At 66.3% G+C, this 15,793-nt stretch carries 13 protein-coding genes; 1 reads left to right on the top strand and 12 read right to left on the bottom strand.

Annotated elements, in window-relative coordinates; all coding sequences use genetic code 11:
- Nucleotides 1–30: 30 nt before the first annotated feature.
- Nucleotides 31–768 (bottom strand): PadR family transcriptional regulator, encoded by a 738-nt coding sequence (locus CH256_RS18250; RefSeq protein ID WP_256980970.1) that lies wholly within the window; start codon nucleotides 766–768, stop codon nucleotides 31–33.
- Nucleotides 769–1,081: 313 nt separating this feature from the next.
- Between CH256_RS18250 and CH256_RS18245 the strand changes: the two genes are divergently transcribed.
- Complete coding sequence (locus CH256_RS18245) at nucleotides 1,082–2,806, top strand: diguanylate cyclase domain-containing protein (protein ID WP_256989476.1); 1,725 nt, start codon at nucleotides 1,082–1,084, stop codon at nucleotides 2,804–2,806.
- Here CH256_RS18245 and CH256_RS18240 read toward each other — a convergent pair.
- From CH256_RS18240 to CH256_RS18190, 11 genes are all read right to left on the bottom strand, one after another.
- Complete coding sequence (locus CH256_RS18240; protein ID WP_068050541.1) at nucleotides 2,722–3,573, bottom strand: cyclase family protein; 852 nt, start codon at nucleotides 3,571–3,573, stop codon at nucleotides 2,722–2,724. The two genes, CH256_RS18245 and CH256_RS18240, sit on opposite strands and share 85 nt — an antisense overlap.
- A gap of 79 nt (nucleotides 3,574–3,652) precedes the next feature.
- Nucleotides 3,653–5,620: a primosomal protein N' gene (locus tag CH256_RS18235; RefSeq protein WP_179272141.1), complete on the bottom strand. Its 1,968-nt coding sequence runs from the start codon at nucleotides 5,618–5,620 to the stop codon at nucleotides 3,653–3,655.
- A 147-nt stretch (nucleotides 5,621–5,767) separates the two neighbouring features.
- Nucleotides 5,768–6,982: a methionine adenosyltransferase gene (gene metK, locus CH256_RS18230; protein ID WP_037189390.1), complete on the bottom strand. Its 1,215-nt coding sequence runs from the start codon at nucleotides 6,980–6,982 to the stop codon at nucleotides 5,768–5,770.
- Between the two features lie 181 nt (nucleotides 6,983–7,163).
- Nucleotides 7,164–8,414 (bottom strand): bifunctional phosphopantothenoylcysteine decarboxylase/phosphopantothenate--cysteine ligase CoaBC, encoded by a 1,251-nt coding sequence (coaBC, locus tag CH256_RS18225; RefSeq protein WP_094670221.1) that lies wholly within the window; start codon nucleotides 8,412–8,414, stop codon nucleotides 7,164–7,166.
- A 23-nt stretch (nucleotides 8,415–8,437) separates the two neighbouring features.
- Nucleotides 8,438–8,743, bottom strand: a complete 306-nt coding sequence (gene rpoZ, locus CH256_RS18220; protein ID WP_094670220.1) for a DNA-directed RNA polymerase subunit omega — start codon at nucleotides 8,741–8,743, stop codon at nucleotides 8,438–8,440.
- 72 nt (nucleotides 8,744–8,815) lie between these two features.
- Entirely contained in the window at nucleotides 8,816–9,427 is a 612-nt protein-coding gene (gmk, locus tag CH256_RS18215) for a guanylate kinase (RefSeq protein ID WP_094670219.1), read from the bottom strand.
- Between the two features lie 5 nt (nucleotides 9,428–9,432).
- Nucleotides 9,433–9,753, bottom strand: a complete 321-nt coding sequence (mihF, locus tag CH256_RS18210; RefSeq protein ID WP_008716579.1) for an integration host factor, actinobacterial type — start codon at nucleotides 9,751–9,753, stop codon at nucleotides 9,433–9,435.
- Between the two features lie 209 nt (nucleotides 9,754–9,962).
- Nucleotides 9,963–10,790 (bottom strand): orotidine-5'-phosphate decarboxylase, encoded by an 828-nt coding sequence (pyrF, locus tag CH256_RS18205; protein ID WP_094670218.1) that lies wholly within the window; start codon nucleotides 10,788–10,790, stop codon nucleotides 9,963–9,965.
- 27 nt (nucleotides 10,791–10,817) lie between these two features.
- Nucleotides 10,818–14,156, bottom strand: a complete 3,339-nt coding sequence (gene carB / locus CH256_RS18200) for a carbamoyl-phosphate synthase large subunit (protein WP_094670217.1) — start codon at nucleotides 14,154–14,156, stop codon at nucleotides 10,818–10,820.
- Complete coding sequence (gene carA, locus CH256_RS18195) at nucleotides 14,156–15,286, bottom strand: glutamine-hydrolyzing carbamoyl-phosphate synthase small subunit (protein WP_094670216.1); 1,131 nt, start codon at nucleotides 15,284–15,286, stop codon at nucleotides 14,156–14,158. Before carA ends, carB begins: the two co-directional genes overlap by 1 nt.
- Nucleotides 15,283–15,789: a PH-like domain-containing protein gene (locus CH256_RS18190; RefSeq protein ID WP_068050555.1), complete on the bottom strand. Its 507-nt coding sequence runs from the start codon at nucleotides 15,787–15,789 to the stop codon at nucleotides 15,283–15,285. Before CH256_RS18190 ends, carA begins: the two co-directional genes overlap by 4 nt.
- Nucleotides 15,790–15,793: the final 4 nt, after the last annotated feature.

Genomic DNA, 15,793 nt, shown 5'->3' with positions numbered 1-15,793 from the left:
AAGCACTGCGGACGATTCCGCACCTGCCGGTCACGGCGCGTCGGGGGCGTCGACCGTGTCGTCGGGATCTCGATCGGTCGAACCGTCCTCGGCGAGTATCCGATACAGCGACCTGCGGGCTTCGGTGAGAATCTCGGCGGCCCGCTCCACCTGTTTCGGTGTGCCCACTCCGGCGACCTGACCGGCTGCGCCCATCAACTGGCCGATGAGCGCCCGAAGATCCCGGGCGTCGACTCCGACGGACTCTGCCACGTCGTCCCACGGGCTGCCCAGGTCGGCACGATGGGCCTCGATGTGTGTTCGACCCTCGTCGGTCAGCGCAGCGGTCTTGCGGCCGGCCACCTTGTCGATGAGGACCAGGCCCTCGTCTTCGAGTTGCGACAGGGCCGGATAGATGGAGCCAGGACTCGGCTTCCAGGTGCCGTTGCTCTTCTCGGCGATCTGCTGGATCAGTTCGTATCCGTGCATCGGACGTTCCTCGAGCAGCAGGAGGATTGCAGCGCGCACGTCCCCGCGACGCCCTCGCCCTCCCCGACCGCGACCTCGACCGAAATCTGCGTTCGGCCCGAAACCACCGGGACCGAAACCACCGGGACCGAAACCGGGGCGCATGCCTTCCGGTCCCCGTCCGAACGGCCCACCGGCACCGTGCCTGCTCCGTTCACCGTGACCTCTCCTGCCGCGGCCGCGCTCTCGTGGACCGTGATCGTCCGACGGGCCGCGGTCCTCACTCTGCGCGACCCACATCTGGAACGGCGCGCCACGCATGTGTCGACGTGCTCCTGCGCGACGTCCGAATTCGTGTGCGAAACCTTCGAATGCGTAATTCATGTCGTACTCCTTAGTATCGATTGACACATCGACGATATATCGACAATAGATCTTTGACAAGGTCCAGAGGCAACCTCTACGTTTCCGACTCCGAGGAACGCGCCCTGGACGGCTCTCGCTCGCTAGGATGACGCGGTCGGTACGAGCTCTCGTCCAACGGACCGAAACAGCGGCCGGCTCTACCGCGCTCGCGCAACCACGCTCGCGCACCAACGAGGGAGGCCGTGTGGCCGGATCGACGAGGCGATGCGTGACCGTCGTGCTCGGATGCGTCCTCGCCATCGTCCTGCTCGCCGGCTCCAACGTTCTCGGCCAACGAACCTCCGTACTGATCGACGACATCGCACAGCTCGCGGGAGGTATCACGGCGACGATCGTCTGCTGGCGGACGGCGTCGAGAAGAACGGGCACCGAACGGCAGTGGCGCGTTCTGATGGCCGCCGGAATGGCCTGCTGGAGTGCAGGCATGGCGGTCTGGGCCTTCTATCGATCCGCTCTCGGCATGCCGCTGCCGACCGCGTCCGTCGCCGACGTCGGATTCTTTCTCTTCCCGATCCTCGCCGTGCCTGCCCTGCTGGCCTTCGTCGGCCCGTCGCCCTGGCGGGCTGCCTCCAGTGCACGCCATGTCTGGGTGATGTCGTTGCTCGACGGGGCCGTCGTCGTCGGGTCGCTCTTCGTTCTCTCCTGGGCAACCGTGCTCGGCGCGGTCGTGCATTCGTCGGAATCCGACTCGATCGAGTTCCTGGTGGCGATCATGTACCCCATCACCGACCTGGTACTCGTGGCCATGATCGTGCTGCTCGCCGTGATCCCGAGGATCGCCGCGCGATATCGGACGCAGCTCACCCTGCTCGGCGCCGGAATCCTGATGATGGCGATATCCGACAGCATCTACGCGTATCTCGTCGCCACCGGTGCGGACTTCATGCCGGTTCTGACCGACGGCGGATTCATCGCAGGCACAGCGCTCATCGCTCTCGCGGCTGCTGCCCCGAGGACCGTGGACGACAACCCGGCACCGCGTGACTCGTCGACACACAGCTCGTCGCTGTACGGATCGTCGCTGCACGAATCGAAGCCCACCGAGTCGGACTGCACCGAGGCCGTCACCGGCGCGAGAACGCAATTGCTGTTGCCGTACGCACTCATGGGTGCGATCGGGATCGTGTTGGCGATACTGCGTGTGCAGACCGGGGAGCTGGACTCGACCGTGGTGGTACTCGGGGTTGCAGTGGTGTTGCTCTCACTCGTTCGCCAGGTGATCACCCTGGTGCAGAACGACAATCTGCTGCGAAGCCTGACTCGGGCGCAGGCCGAGTTGACGTACCGCGCGCATCACGACGGGTTGACCGGATTGCTCAACCGGTCGTCGTTCGACGAACACCTTCGGGCGGCGGTGAACGACGCCCGAGCGGGCCGAGGCCGCGCCGTCCTGCTGCTCATCGACCTCGACGACTTCAAGAGCGTCAACGACAGATTCGGACACGGCGGCGGCGACCGACTACTGGTCGAACTCGCACGCCGCCTCGAGCGATGCGTCGTGGACGGAGTGGTGGCCCGCTTCGGCGGCGACGAGTTCACTGCCCTGGTGTACGCCGACCTCGATGCCGGTCGCGCGACGGCGGTCCGCATCGCCGAGACGATGCGGACCGCCCACGAGATCGACGGCCATTCGGTGTCGGTCGGCGTGTGCGTGGGCGTGGTGCAGATCGGTCAGCTCGACCGCACACCCCACGACAGCACGAGCGTGGCCGGCTCCGACACCGCCGACGAGGACGAGCTGATGCGGCTGGCCGACCGAGCGATGTACGAGGCCAAACGCGAGGGCAAGGCCGGCATCTACGCCTACGACACCGCGGGTGCACTCACCGCGGTGCCGAGCACCTCCGATCAGGCGACCCTGGGGACCAGGCCGAAAATGGTTGCAGGTGAACCGGATCCGGCTCGGTTGATCGGGCCGCCGACCAGAACGTAGGCACCCGTGGTCGGAATCGACTCCAGATTGGTCAGGTTCTCCAGACTGATCCGACGCCGGTCGTAGAGCTTGACCGACACCGGATAGGTGTCGTCGTTGCCCAGATCGGGTCCGAAGGTGTCGGTGCCGAGGGCACCTCTGTCGGCTAGCCTGCCCGTGTCGATCAACCACTGCGCTGCTTCCGGAGAGAACCCGGGTTGGTGCGTCACACCGTCCGCGTCCGCGTTGGCGTACGCATCGGTCCCCCAGCGTGACGCCCATCCGGTCCACAGAACGACAGCCGCCCCTGGTGGAATGGCACCGTTGACGGCTTCCCAGTTCTGCAGGTCGGCCACGGTCACGGCGTAGTCGGCGTCGGCCGCCGCCCGATCACGAATGTCGATCTTCACCGCGGGCAGAAACAGATCCTCCGGATCGAGCTGGTCGGCGGTCAGGCCACCTTCCTGGAAGTGCGCGGGTGCGCCCCAGTGCGTGCCGGTGTGCTCGCCCTCCTTGACGTACTGGAGGTAGAAGCCGTCGTCTGCGACGGTGAACGCCGTCTCGAGCGAGAATTCGGGATCGCCAGGAAAGATCGGGGTGAGCGCCGGATCGTTGATGTGCGACAGGGACACGATCCGGAGCATTCGGTCCAACGGAACGGCCGGTGTCGGTGGCTGCGCCGAGCCGGTACCCGGCAGGGCGTCGGCGGTGGCAGGTGCGGCCAGACGGGCACCGATCACCACTGCCAAACCTGTTGTCGCACGGCGAAAGAGCTGCCTTCTCTTCATGTCCCCGACCCACCTTTCATCGGCGCCCCGTGCGCCGCCCCGAGGCAACCCTAGGCCACGTCGAGCCGGGACGGCGGAATCAGCCGATTCGAATCGGGTCTATCTGGACCCGCACTCCGCCGCCGAGTTTCTTGGCACTGCGCGATGCCTGCGCGGTGGCCAGTGCCCGCGCCAACGCCGCTCCGGTGCTGCGTGGCACGCGTATCAACAACCGCTGCACATCACCGGGCAGTGCGTCCTCACCGCCGCCCGCCGGCGCCCGTTGGCCGTCCGGCAGATCGACCGGTCCGAGTATTTCCACCGACTCGGGCAGATCTGCGCTCTCCACCAGCGCGGTGATCGCATCGGTGGTTCCGTCGACGGCCGCAACGTGCACGGCGGGCGGGAACCGTACCTCCACTCGTTCGTACAACTGACTTCTGGCGTGCCACAGCGGGTCCCAGCGAACCAGTGCCTGCACCGTGGGTATCTCGGACTCGGCGACGACGACCACTCGTCCGCCTGCCGTGCCCGGCCGAACCAAAGCGGCGGCGGTCATCCACCGACGCAGCGTCTCCTCGGCCGCGCGCAGGTCTGCCCGGCCGAGCAGGGCCCAGCCGTCCAGCAAGAGGGCCGCACCGTATCCACCGTCGACCGTCGGCTCGGCACCGACGGTGGACACGACGAGACCGGCACCGGGTCGGACGGCGTCGAGCACGGCGGCGCCTCCCGAGTTGTGAACCGGTACTCCGGGAAATGCCCGTCCGAGTTCCTCGGCGGTACGGCCCGCGCCGATCACGACCGCACGCAGGTTGCGCGATCCGCATGCCGTGCACCGATGCGCGGTGTCTGCGATTCCGCACCACGAGCACGTCGGACTCCCTGCTCCGTCGCTCCCCGGGGCCGACGGAAGCGCCAACGGACCGTTGCACCGGCGACACCGAGCCGGATGTCGACACTTCGCGCACGCCAGTGACGGCACGTAGCCCCCGCGCGGAACCTGAACCAGCACAGGCGAATCGGCCTTCAGTGCGGCCCGAGCCGCCTCGAACGCGATCGCGGGCAACCGGGCGACACGGGCTGCCGGATCCCGCGCGAGCGCATGGTCCGAGTCGGCCAAGGCCACCACGTGGGGTTGACGCTCACGGACAAGCTCACGAGGAGCCACCAGGTCGTGTGCCCAACCGGAATCCACGAGAGCTTCCGCCTCCGCAGTCCGCGCATGTCCGCCGATGACCACCGCGGCTGCGGACACGTGCGCTCGCAGCAACGCCACTTCTCGGGCATGCGGATACGGCGAACGGGGCTCGGCGAAACTGTCGTCACCATCGTCCCAGATGGCGATCATGCCGAGAGTGGACACCGGAGCGAACACGGCGCTGCGCGTCCCCACCACGACGACCGGGCCCGATCGCAGCCCACGCAACCATTGCCGATACCGCTTCGCCGGGCCCAAACCGGCCGACAGCGCCACCACCCGGTCGGCACCGAGCAGAGCCGTGCAGGCCGTCTCCAGACGATCGAGGTCTCGCTGATCGGGCACCACGACCACCGCGGACCGACCGCCGGCCACGGTCACGGCGGCGGCCTCCGCCAACCGCACCGGCCACAGCTCACCGGGCAACGCCTGCCATACCGCGCGCGGTACGCGTCCCGATGCCAATGCGTCGAGGAAGTTCGAGCCGTGGGTGTAGGCCGACCAGGCCGCTCGGTCGATGTCCGGCTCGGCCGGGGGCTCGACGATGGGTGTCTGTTCCGCCTCGACTCGGGCATGGCGAGCCGGGATCGCCAGCCGTAGCACGTCAGCCCTGGTCCCGGCGTATCGATCCGCCACTGCCGCGGCCAGTTCTGCGATCTCCGGAGTCAGAACCTGCTCCGCGGACACCACCCGATCGAGCCAGCCGAGCTTGCCGGAGTGCTCGGTCTCGGCCAGTCTGGCCAGCACGAAACCATCGACCAGTCGACCCGCGAACCGCACCCGAACTCGGACACCCGGCTGAGCATCACTGCTCACCTCTTCGGGAACGAGGTAGTCGAACTCGCGGTCGAGATGCGGCAGCGGCAACATCGGAAGAATGCGCGCGATCGGAAGATCCGACGCCGCCACCCGCGCTACGCCCGCCACCGCACCTCCTCCTCGATTCTCACCCCACACTCGATGTCGGAGCACCGAGCCGGTGCGAGCAGGGTACGTGCAGAACGGTCGACGCCGAACTCAGAGTCCGGCAGCCTCCCGGAGCTTGCCGGCGCGATCGGTGGACTCCCACGGGAGATCGATGTCGGTGCGGCCGAAGTGACCGTACGCGGCGGTGGGCGCGTAGATCGGTCGCAGCAGGTCCAGATCACGAATGATGGCACCGGGACGCAGGTCGAACACCTCGCTGATCGCCGCCTGGATACGCGCGGGATCGGTCTTTTCGGTGCCGAACGTCTCGACGAACAACCCGACCGGTGCCGCCTTGCCGATGGCGTACGCCACCTGGACCTCGATGCGATCGGCGAGACCGGCGGCGACAGCGTTCTTCGCGACCCACCGCATCGCATAGGCAGCACTGCGGTCGACCTTGGACGGGTCCTTGCCGGAGAACGCGCCACCACCGTGCCGTGCCATGCCGCCGTAGGTGTCGACGATGATCTTCCGGCCGGTCAGTCCGGCGTCGCCCATCGGTCCACCGAGGACGAACTTTCCGGTGGGATTGACCAACAGACGCACGTTGGACGTGTCCAGTGTCGGCACGTCCAACTCGGCGAGCACCGAGCCGAGCACCTTCTCCCGAATGTCGGGAGTGAGCAGGTTGTCGAGATCGATGTCCGCTGCGTGCTGAGTCGAGATCACGACGGTGTCGAGGCGAACGGCGTTGTCACCGTCGTACTCGATCGTCACCTGCGTCTTGCCGTCCGGACGTAGGTACGGCAGCACTCCGCTCTTGCGGACCTCGGTCAGTCGCCGAGAGAGCCGGTGCGCCAACGCGATCGGCAGCGGCATCAGCTCGGGAGTGTCGGTGTTGGCATAGCCGAACATCAACCCCTGATCCCCCGCGCCCTGACGGTCGATCTCGTCGTCGGACAGTCCCTCGACTCGGGCCTCGTGCGAGTGATCGACGCCCTGAGCGATCTCGGGTGACTGCGCGCCGATCGCAACGTTGACACCGCACGAATTTCCGTCGAACCCCTTGGCCGACGAGTCGTACCCGATCTCGAGCACCTTCTCGCGCACGATCTTGGGGATGTCGGCGTATGCGGTGGTATTGACCTCACCCGCGACATGCACCTGGCCGGTGGTGACCAGGGTCTCCACGGCCACCCGAGCACGCGGATCCTCCGTCAGCAGAGCATCGAGAATGGAATCGCTGATGGCGTCACAGATCTTGTCGGGGTGACCCTCTGTGACGGACTCGCTGGTGAAAAGCCGACTACCGGACTTGCTCACGGACTTCCTCTCGACGCATGTTCCTGCCCGACCCGACGCCTCGCGCCGGTCGGGCACTCCACGAAAATTGACGTTCCCTCGGTGTTATCGCCCCTGCCGGAGCCGCGCAAACCTCTACGGCACTACACGTGGTGCCCAGCACGGTAGCCGGTACGACATCGATCGTGCACTCTCGGCATCGTCACGGATTCGACTTCGGTCGAGTACTCCGCGCATCGAGCATCTGCGCCACCGAATCCAGCACGCGGCTCGCGAGAAGTGCTTTGGAGCCCTCGCCGAGCGCCGCCTCGGAACCGTCGGAACCGAGCAGCCAGCCGTCGTTGTGGTCGACCTCGAACGCCTTGCCGTCCCCGACAGCGTTGACCACGAGCAGGTCGCAGCCCTTGCGTTCGAGCTTGGCCCGCGCGTACGTCAGCACGTCGCCGTCCGCGTCCCCGGTCTCGGCGGCGAATCCGACGATGACCGTCGACGGTTCGAGCTCACCGTCGCGGCGAGCCGACACGAGACCGGCGAGTATGTCGTCGTTGCGGACCAGCGGGATCGACGACGGTTCGTCGGCCCCCTTCTTGATCTTGCTGCCCGCGATGGACTCCGGGCGGAAGTCGGCGACCGCGGCCGCCATCACCACGGCGTCGACACCGACGGCAAGTTTGCGAACGGCCTCCTGCATGTCCGACGCCGTCTTGACGTGCACCACGTCGACCGCGGCCGGAGCGTCGAGGTCACTGGTGTACCCGGCGACCAACGTCACCTGGGCTCCTCGTTGCGCTGCCACTCGCGCGAGCGCATATCCCTGCTTGCCCGAGCTTCGGTTGCCCAGAAAACGAACCGGATCGAGAGGCTCGCGAGTGCCCCCGGCAGAGACCAGAACACGGCGTTTTTCGAGATCGCGAGGAAGCGCGTCCCCTCGCTCGGTCACCAGCATGGAGAGCGCGAAGATCTCGTCCGGCTCCGGCAGCCGACCCGACCCGGTGTCTCGCCCGGTCAGACGCCCCGATGCCGGTTCGATCACGTGTGTTCCGCGAGAACGAAGGGTCGCGACGTTGGCGACCGTGGCGGGGTGCTCCCACATCTCGGTGTGCATCGCCGGAGCCAGGACCACCGGGCACCGCGCCGTGAGCAGGGTGGCCGTCAGAAGATCGTCTGCGCGTCCCCCCGCGATGCGGGCCATGAGGTCCGCGGTGGCGGGGGCGACGACGACGAGGTCTGCCTCCTGACCCAGGCGCACATGCGGAACTTCCGGCACGTCCGCGAACACCCCGGTGTGTACCGGTTGGCCGGACAACGCCTCGAATGTCGCACGCCCGACGAACTCCAGGGCGGATGCGGTCGGAATAACCCGTACCTGGTGCCCGCCCTCGGTGAAACTACGGATGAGCGAACAACTCTTGTAGGCGGCGATACCTCCGCCGACTCCGACGACAACGTGCAAGTCAGATGTCCTCTGTGAGGTTCTTATTCGCCTTCGGTGTGCTCGAGCAGGTCCGCGTGGATCTCGCGAAGAGCGATCGACAGCGGCTTCTCCTGCAGACCCGGCTCGACCAGCGGTCCCACGTACTCGAGGATGCCGTCACCGAGCTGGTTGTAGTAGTCGTTGATCTGGCGGGCACGCTTGGCTGCGTAGATCACGAGGGCGTACTTGGACGAGGTGCGGTCGAGCAGCTCGTCGATGGGCGGATTGGTGATGCCGAGCGGCGTGTCGTAGGCCGGCAGAGCGCTGCGTCCGTCGAAGTCGGAAACGGCCGCTGAAATGCTGCTCACTGATGATCTCCTGAAATTGCATCGTTGGTGCTACGAACTAGCTGGTCGGGGCCTCATGCGCCGTGAAACTGGTCAGCTGTTGCCGACCGACGACCTACCGACCAACAAGGATACCAACTGTTCGCACGAATGGTCGACATCGGTATTGACAACCACCGTGTCGAACTCGTCCTGTGCGGCCAATTCCACCCGTGCGGTCTCCAATCTCCGCTCGGTGGCCGCGCTCTCCTCGGTCGCGCGCCCGACCAGACGAGAGACGAGGTCGTCCCACGTCGGTGGAGCCATGAACACCAGCATCGCCTCGGGCTTGGACACCCGCACGGCACGGGCACCGGCCAGATCGAGCTCGAGCAACACCGGGCTACCCGCCTCCAGCGCGGCCTCCACCGGTGCGGCCGGAGTCCCCGACCGCTGCAGACCACCGTGAATGCTCGCCCACTCGAGCAACTCGTCGTCGGCGATCATCCGATCGAACTCATCGGCCGACACGAAGTGGTAATCCTGACCGTCCACCTCACCGGGCCGCGGCGCTCGCGTCGTGACCGACACGCTGAACACCAGCTCGGGCAGCACAGCACGCACGAGCCGAACGACACTGGACTTGCCGACGCCGGAGGGGCCGGACAACACCACCAACCGGCCGCGCTCGATCTCCGGGACCGATGTCGCCGCAGTGTCAGTCACCGTCGTCAGGCCTCGAAATCGAACTTCGTCAACAGCGCCTTGCGCTGCCGATCTCCGAGACCGCGCAGTCGACGGGTGGGCGCGATCTCCAATTCCGTCATCAGCTCCGCGGCCTTGACCTTGCCCACCTTCGGCAGGGCCTCGAGCAACGCGGAGACCTTCATCTTTCCGAGAATCTCGTCCGTCTCGGCATCTGTGAGCACCTGCTTGAGATCGGTGCCCCCGCGCTTGAGGCGCTCCTTGAGCTCGGCGCGCGCTTTCCTGGCGATCGCTGCCTTCTCGAGGGCAGCGGCACGCTGCTCGGGCGTCAACTGGGGAAGGGCCACTGTCGGTTCCTCCGTCTTCTCGTTCTGGGCGATACGACGTGCACGATCGCTGTCGGCACGTCGACCATCGATGTTCCACTGCCACGGACCACGTTCATCGGCGCTCCGCACCGGCGATCCGCACTGTTCGTCGGCAGCGCTAGCGACCGTACCGACGACTGCCGCTCACCGCTAACCCGCCCCCGAATGCCGGAGCGCGGCAGCGTCGACTATGCGAGACCGGCTTCGATCTCGTCGCGCAACCGCATCGCCGCGTCGCGCAATGCCGTCACCGACGGACCTGCCGCCAGGACACCCCGAGAGGAGTTGGGAAGCAACAGCTCACGCGAATCGCGGAAGATCTCCGCAAGATCTGCAACCGTTGCTCCCTGCGCTCCCAGACCCGGCGCGAGGATGGGTCCGGTGTAGTTCGACAGGTCGAGACCGTGATCACGAGTGGCACCGACGACCAAGCCCACCGCGTCGGCGTCGACGCGGTTGCGCCTCCCCGCCGCGTCGACGATCGACTGAGCCACCGTCTCGCCGTCCGAGGTCGCCGCCTGCTGCAGGGCCGAGCCCTCCGCATTCGAGGTCCGAGCCAGCACGAACAGACCGCGCCGGTGTCGCACCGCTCGATCGACGGTCTCCCCCAGTGAATCGAAGCCAAGGTACGGCGACACCGTCACTGCATCCGAGGACAACGGAGAATCGGGTTCCAGCCAGGCCTGCGCGTACGCATCCATCGTGGTTCCGATGTCGCCGCGCTTCGCATCGGAGATCACCAGGGTGCCCGCATCCCGAAGCACACTCACAGTGCGTTCGAGCACCGCATACCCGGCAGATCCGTACGCCTCGAAGAACGCCACCTGAGGCTTGACGATGGCCACCTCGCCGACGAACGCCTCGACGCACAGCTCGGCGAACACCTCGAGACCGTCCGCCGAGCGAGGCAGGTCCCACGCCTCGAGCAGCGCCGGGTGCGGATCGATTCCGACACACAGTCGACCACGGGCCGCAACCGCGGCGCGCAACCGATCCGACCACGTGTGATGACTCATTGCTTTCCCCGCTCTCCCTGACCTACCTCAGCCTTCGAGACCCTGCTTCAGACCGGCGTGCAGGTCCTGCAACGAGCGAACACCGATTCCTCCGGCGATGCCGGCTTCGATGCCCTGCACCGCTGCCGACGCACCCTGCACCGTGGTGATGCACGGAATGTTCTGCGCCACTGCCGCGCTGCGGATCTCGTATCCGTCGACGCGGGGGCCGGAGTTGCCGTACGGGGTGTTGATCACCATGGCGATGTCACCGGCGAGAATCCGGTCGACGATGGTCCGCTCCCCTGCGGGCACGTCCTCACCGGACTGCTTGTAGACCTGTTCGCATTTGATTCCGTTGCGCCGCAACACATCTGCGGTTCCTTCGGTCGCCAGGATCGTGAAGCCCAGATCCGCCAGTCGCTTCACCGGGAAGATCAGTGATCGCTTGTCCTTGTTGGCCACCGATACGAACACCGCGCCACCCGCAGGCAACGAGCCGTACGCCGCAGTCTGACTCTTGGCGAACGCGGTACCGAAATCGAAGTCGATTCCCATCACCTCACCGGTGGACTTCATCTCCGGGCTCAGCAAGGTGTCCACTCCGGTCCCGTCCGCGCGGCGGAACCGGTTGAAGGGCAACACCGCTTCCTTGACGGCGATCGGGGATCCGGCCGGGACGGTGCCACCGTCTCCGGTCTCGGGCAGGATTCCCGCGGTCCGGAGTTCGGCGATGCTCTCCCCGAGCATCACGCGAGCGCAGGCCTTCGCGAGCTGAACTGCCGTCGCCTTGGACACGAACGGAACCGTGCGGCTCGCGCGAGGATTGGCTTCGAGGACGTACAGGATGTCGTCCTTGAGTGCGTACTGCACGTTGAGCAGACCGCGTACGCCGATGCCCTTCGCGAGCGCCTCGGTGGACCGTCGGACGTTCTCGATGTCGGTCTTGCCCAGCGTGATCGGCGGCAACGCACAGGCCGAGTCACCGGAGTGGATACCGGCCTCCTCGATGTGTTCCATGATGCCGCCGATGTAGACCTCGGTGCCGTCGCACAGTGCGTCGACGTCGATTTCGACTGCGTCTTCGAGGAACCGGTCGACCAGCACCGGACGGTCGTCCGAGATCTCCGTCGCGTTGGAGATGTACGTGGCCAGCGATGCCTCGTCGTACACGATCTCCATGCCGCGTCCGCCGAGCACGTAGGACGGGCGCACCAGCACCGGGTAACCGATTCCGGCGGCGATCTCACGGGCTCCGTCGAACGTCGTTGCGGTGCCGTACTTCGCTGCCGGCAGTCCGGCTGCGTCGAGCACCTTGCCGAATTCGCCCCGGTCCTCGGCGAGATCGATGGCCTCGGGCGACGTTCCGACGATCGGGACGCCCGCGGCCTTCAGTCGCTTGGCGAGTCCGAGCGGGGTCTGACCGCCGAGCTGGACGATGACGCCTCGCACCGTGCCCGACGCCGCCTCGGCCCGGTACACCTCGAGGACGTCCTCGAAGGTCAGTGGCTCGAAGTACAGGCGGTCGGCGGTGTCGTAGTCGGTGGAGACGGTTTCCGGGTTGCAGTTGACCATCACCGTCTCGTACCCGGCCTCGGACAGTGTCTGCGCCGCGTGCACACAGCTGTAGTCGAATTCGATGCCCTGACCGATGCGGTTGGGACCCGAGCCCAGGATGAGCACCTTGGGGCGGTCCGGCTGCGGGGCCACCTCGGATTCGGCGTCGGGGTCGAGTTCGTAGGTGCCGTAGTGGTACGGCGTCTTGGCCTCGAACTCGGCGGCGCAGGTGTCGACCGTCTTGTAGACCGGATGCACACCGAGCTCGGTACGCAGCGCACGCACACCGTCCTCACCGCCGAGTTCGGGACGCAGAGCGGCGATCTGTCGGTCGGACAGTCCGTGGTACTTCGCCTGACGCAGCAGCGCCTCGTCGAATTCGGCCGCCTCGCGGACCTGGACGCCGAGTTCGTGGATCTGCTGGAACTGATCGAGGAACCAGGGGTCGATCTTGGTGGCCTCGAAGAGCTGCTCGAGGGTGGCGCCCATCGCGAAGGCCTTCTCGATCCCGTACATCCGACCGTCCTGAGGAACGGACAGGTCCTTCAGCAGAGCGTCGAGGCTCTCGGCCTCGACGTCGGGGCCGGTCCAGTACCCCGCGCGCTTGGTTTCGAGCGAGCGCATCACCTTGCCGAATGCCTCGGTGAAGTTGCGGCCGATGGACATCGCCTCACCGACGGACTTCATCGTCGTGGTCAGCGTGCCGTCGGCACCGGGGAACTTCTCGAACGCGAACCGCGGTGCCTTGACGACCACGTAGTCCAGGGTCGGCTCGAAGCAGGCCGGGGTCTCGCGGGTGATGTCGTTGACGATCTCGTCGAGGGTGTAGCCGATGGCCAGCTTGGCGGCCATCTTCGCGATCGGGTAACCGGTTGCCTTCGATGCCAGCGCCGACGAGCGCGACACGCGGGGGTTCATCTCGATGACGACGAGGCGGCCGTCCGCCGGATCCATCGCGAACTGGATGTTGCAGCCACCGGTGTCGACGCCCACCTCACGGAGGATGTCGATGGAAAGGTCGCGCATCTTCTGGTACTCGCGGTCGGTCAGCGTCATGGCCGGGGCGACGGTCACCGAGTCGCCGGTGTGTACGCCCACTGGGTCCACGTTCTCGATGGAGCACACGATGACCACGTTGTCGCGGCCGTCGCGCATCAGCTCGAGCTCGTATTCCTTCCAGCCGAGGATGGACTCCTCGATGAGCACGTTCGCCGTGGGTGAGGCCGACAGACCGCCACCGGCGATTCGGGTCAGGTCCTCGTCGTTGTAGGCCAATCCCGAACCGAGACCGCCCATGGTGAACGACGGCCGTACGACGACCGGGAAGCCGAGCTCGGCGACGGTCTCGCGCACCTCGTCCATCGTGTAGCAGACGGCAGACTTGGCGGACTCGCCACCGACCTTGGCGACGATGTCCTTGAACTTCTGCCGATCCTCGCCGCGCTGGATGGCGTCGAAGTCGGCACCGATCAGCTCCACGCCGTACTTGGTGAGAATGCCCTGATCGTGTAGTGCAACAGCGGCATTGAGCGCTGTCTGCCCACCCAGGGTGGCGAGCACGGCCTGGATGGGGTGGCCCTGCTCGGCCTCGCGGGCGAAGATCTTCTCGATGAACTCCGCAGTGATCGGCTCGACGTAGGTGGCGTCGGCGAACTCGGGGTCGGTCATGATCGTCGCGGGGTTGGAGTTGACGAGGCTGACGCGCAGTCCCTCCTCGCGCAGCACTCGGCAGGCCTGGGTGCCGGAGTAGTCGAACTCACAGGCCTGACCGATGACGATCGGGCCGGATCCGATGACCAGGACGTGGTTCAGGTCTGTGCGGCGTGGCATTACTTCTTCTCCTGAAGGACGCTGGTGAAACGGTCGAAGAGGTAGGCGGCGTCGTGTGGACCTGCCGCGGCCTCGGGGTGGTACTGCACGGAGAAGGCGCTACCGCTGATCAGTTCGACGCCTTCGACGGTGCCGTCGTTGGCGCAGGTGTGGCTGATCCGGGCGCGGCCGAAGTCGGTGTCGAACTCCTCGCCCGCTTCGCCTTCGAGTGCGAATCCGTGATTCTGCGCGGTGATCGCGATGCGTCCGGTGGTGTGCTCGATGACCGGGATGTTCATGCCGCGGTGGCCGAACTTCATCTTGTAGGTGCCACGGCCCAGTGCCCGCCCGAAGATCTGATTTCCGAAGCAGATACCGAACAGCGGCAGCTCACGTTCGAGTACCTGCCTGGTCAACGCGACGCTGGTGTCCGCCGTGGCCGGGTCGCCCGGTCCGTTGGAGAGGAATACACCGTCCGGGTTCAGTTCCAGAACCTGCTCGATGGTGGTGTTCGACGGCACCACGTGCACGCGGATACCGCGCTCGGCGAACATCCGCGGAGTGTTGGTCTTGATACCGAGATCGACTGCGACGACGGTGAACCGAGCATCACCGGACGGCTCGATGGTGTAGCCGGCTCCGGTGGTCACTTCACCGGCGAGGTCGGCACCGAGCATGGACGGCTGATCGACCACCTGCTCGAGCATCTCCTCCGAGGTGCCGAGTGCGTCGCCGGAGAACACTCCCGCTCGCATCGAGCCGCGGGTGCGCAGGTGCCGTACCAGGGCGCGTGTGTCGATTCCGGCGATGCCCACCACGTTCTGGGCCTCGAGCTGATCCTGCAGAGTTCCGGTCGAGCGCCAACTCGAGGTACGGCGCGCCGGATCTCGAACGACGTATCCGGCGACCCAGATCTTGTTGGGATCCTGGGCGCTGGCGGCTTCACCGTCCTCCTGGTTCCAGCCGGTGTTGCCGATCTGCGGCGCGGTCGCGACGACGATCTGTCGGTGATAGCTCGGGTCGGTCAGTGTCTCCTGGTACCCGGTCATTCCGGTACAGAACACGGCCTCGCCGAGGGTGCGCCCCTGTGCGCCGAATGTGGTGCCGCGGAATGTCCGGCCGTCCTCCAGAACAAGAACTGCGCTGCTCACGCGGTTTCCTCCTTGGTTTCTCCGGTGGAACTCGCTGTCCACACCGGGTAGATCTGCTTGTCGTCGGCCCGGAAGCCGGTGTCTATCTCGGTCCCCGTCGGGAGCTCCCAACGAATGACCAGAAGCCCGTCCTTGGTCATGACCTTGCCCGCCAACCCGCGCTCGGTGCGGATCGCACGAATCGATTCCGCTGGAATCCAGATGGGAGATTCACCGTCTCGATCGAGCAGAATGCCCTTCTCGTATCGCGACAGTTCGCCGGTGGCGCGATGGCCGATGTCGCCGACGGCGATCCGGTCCTGCCAGCTCGGCGCGATGGTGCTGCCGACGTACAGGCCGGTGGCCGGCTCGATGTGAGTGGCACCCAGATTTTCGGGCACGGCCGGGAATTCACCGATTCGGTCTTCCTGACGCTTCTGCCGTCCTCTCCAACCCCAGAAGATCAGGGCGATCATCAGCGCCCAGAACAGGACGAATCCGATGACGATGAGAACTCTGTCCACGGCT

The organism is Rhodococcus sp. 05-2254-6, from assembly GCF_002258565.1.
Lineage (GTDB): Bacteria > Actinomycetota > Actinomycetes > Mycobacteriales > Mycobacteriaceae > Rhodococcoides.
This window is presented reverse-complemented; position numbering and strand designations above follow the sequence as displayed.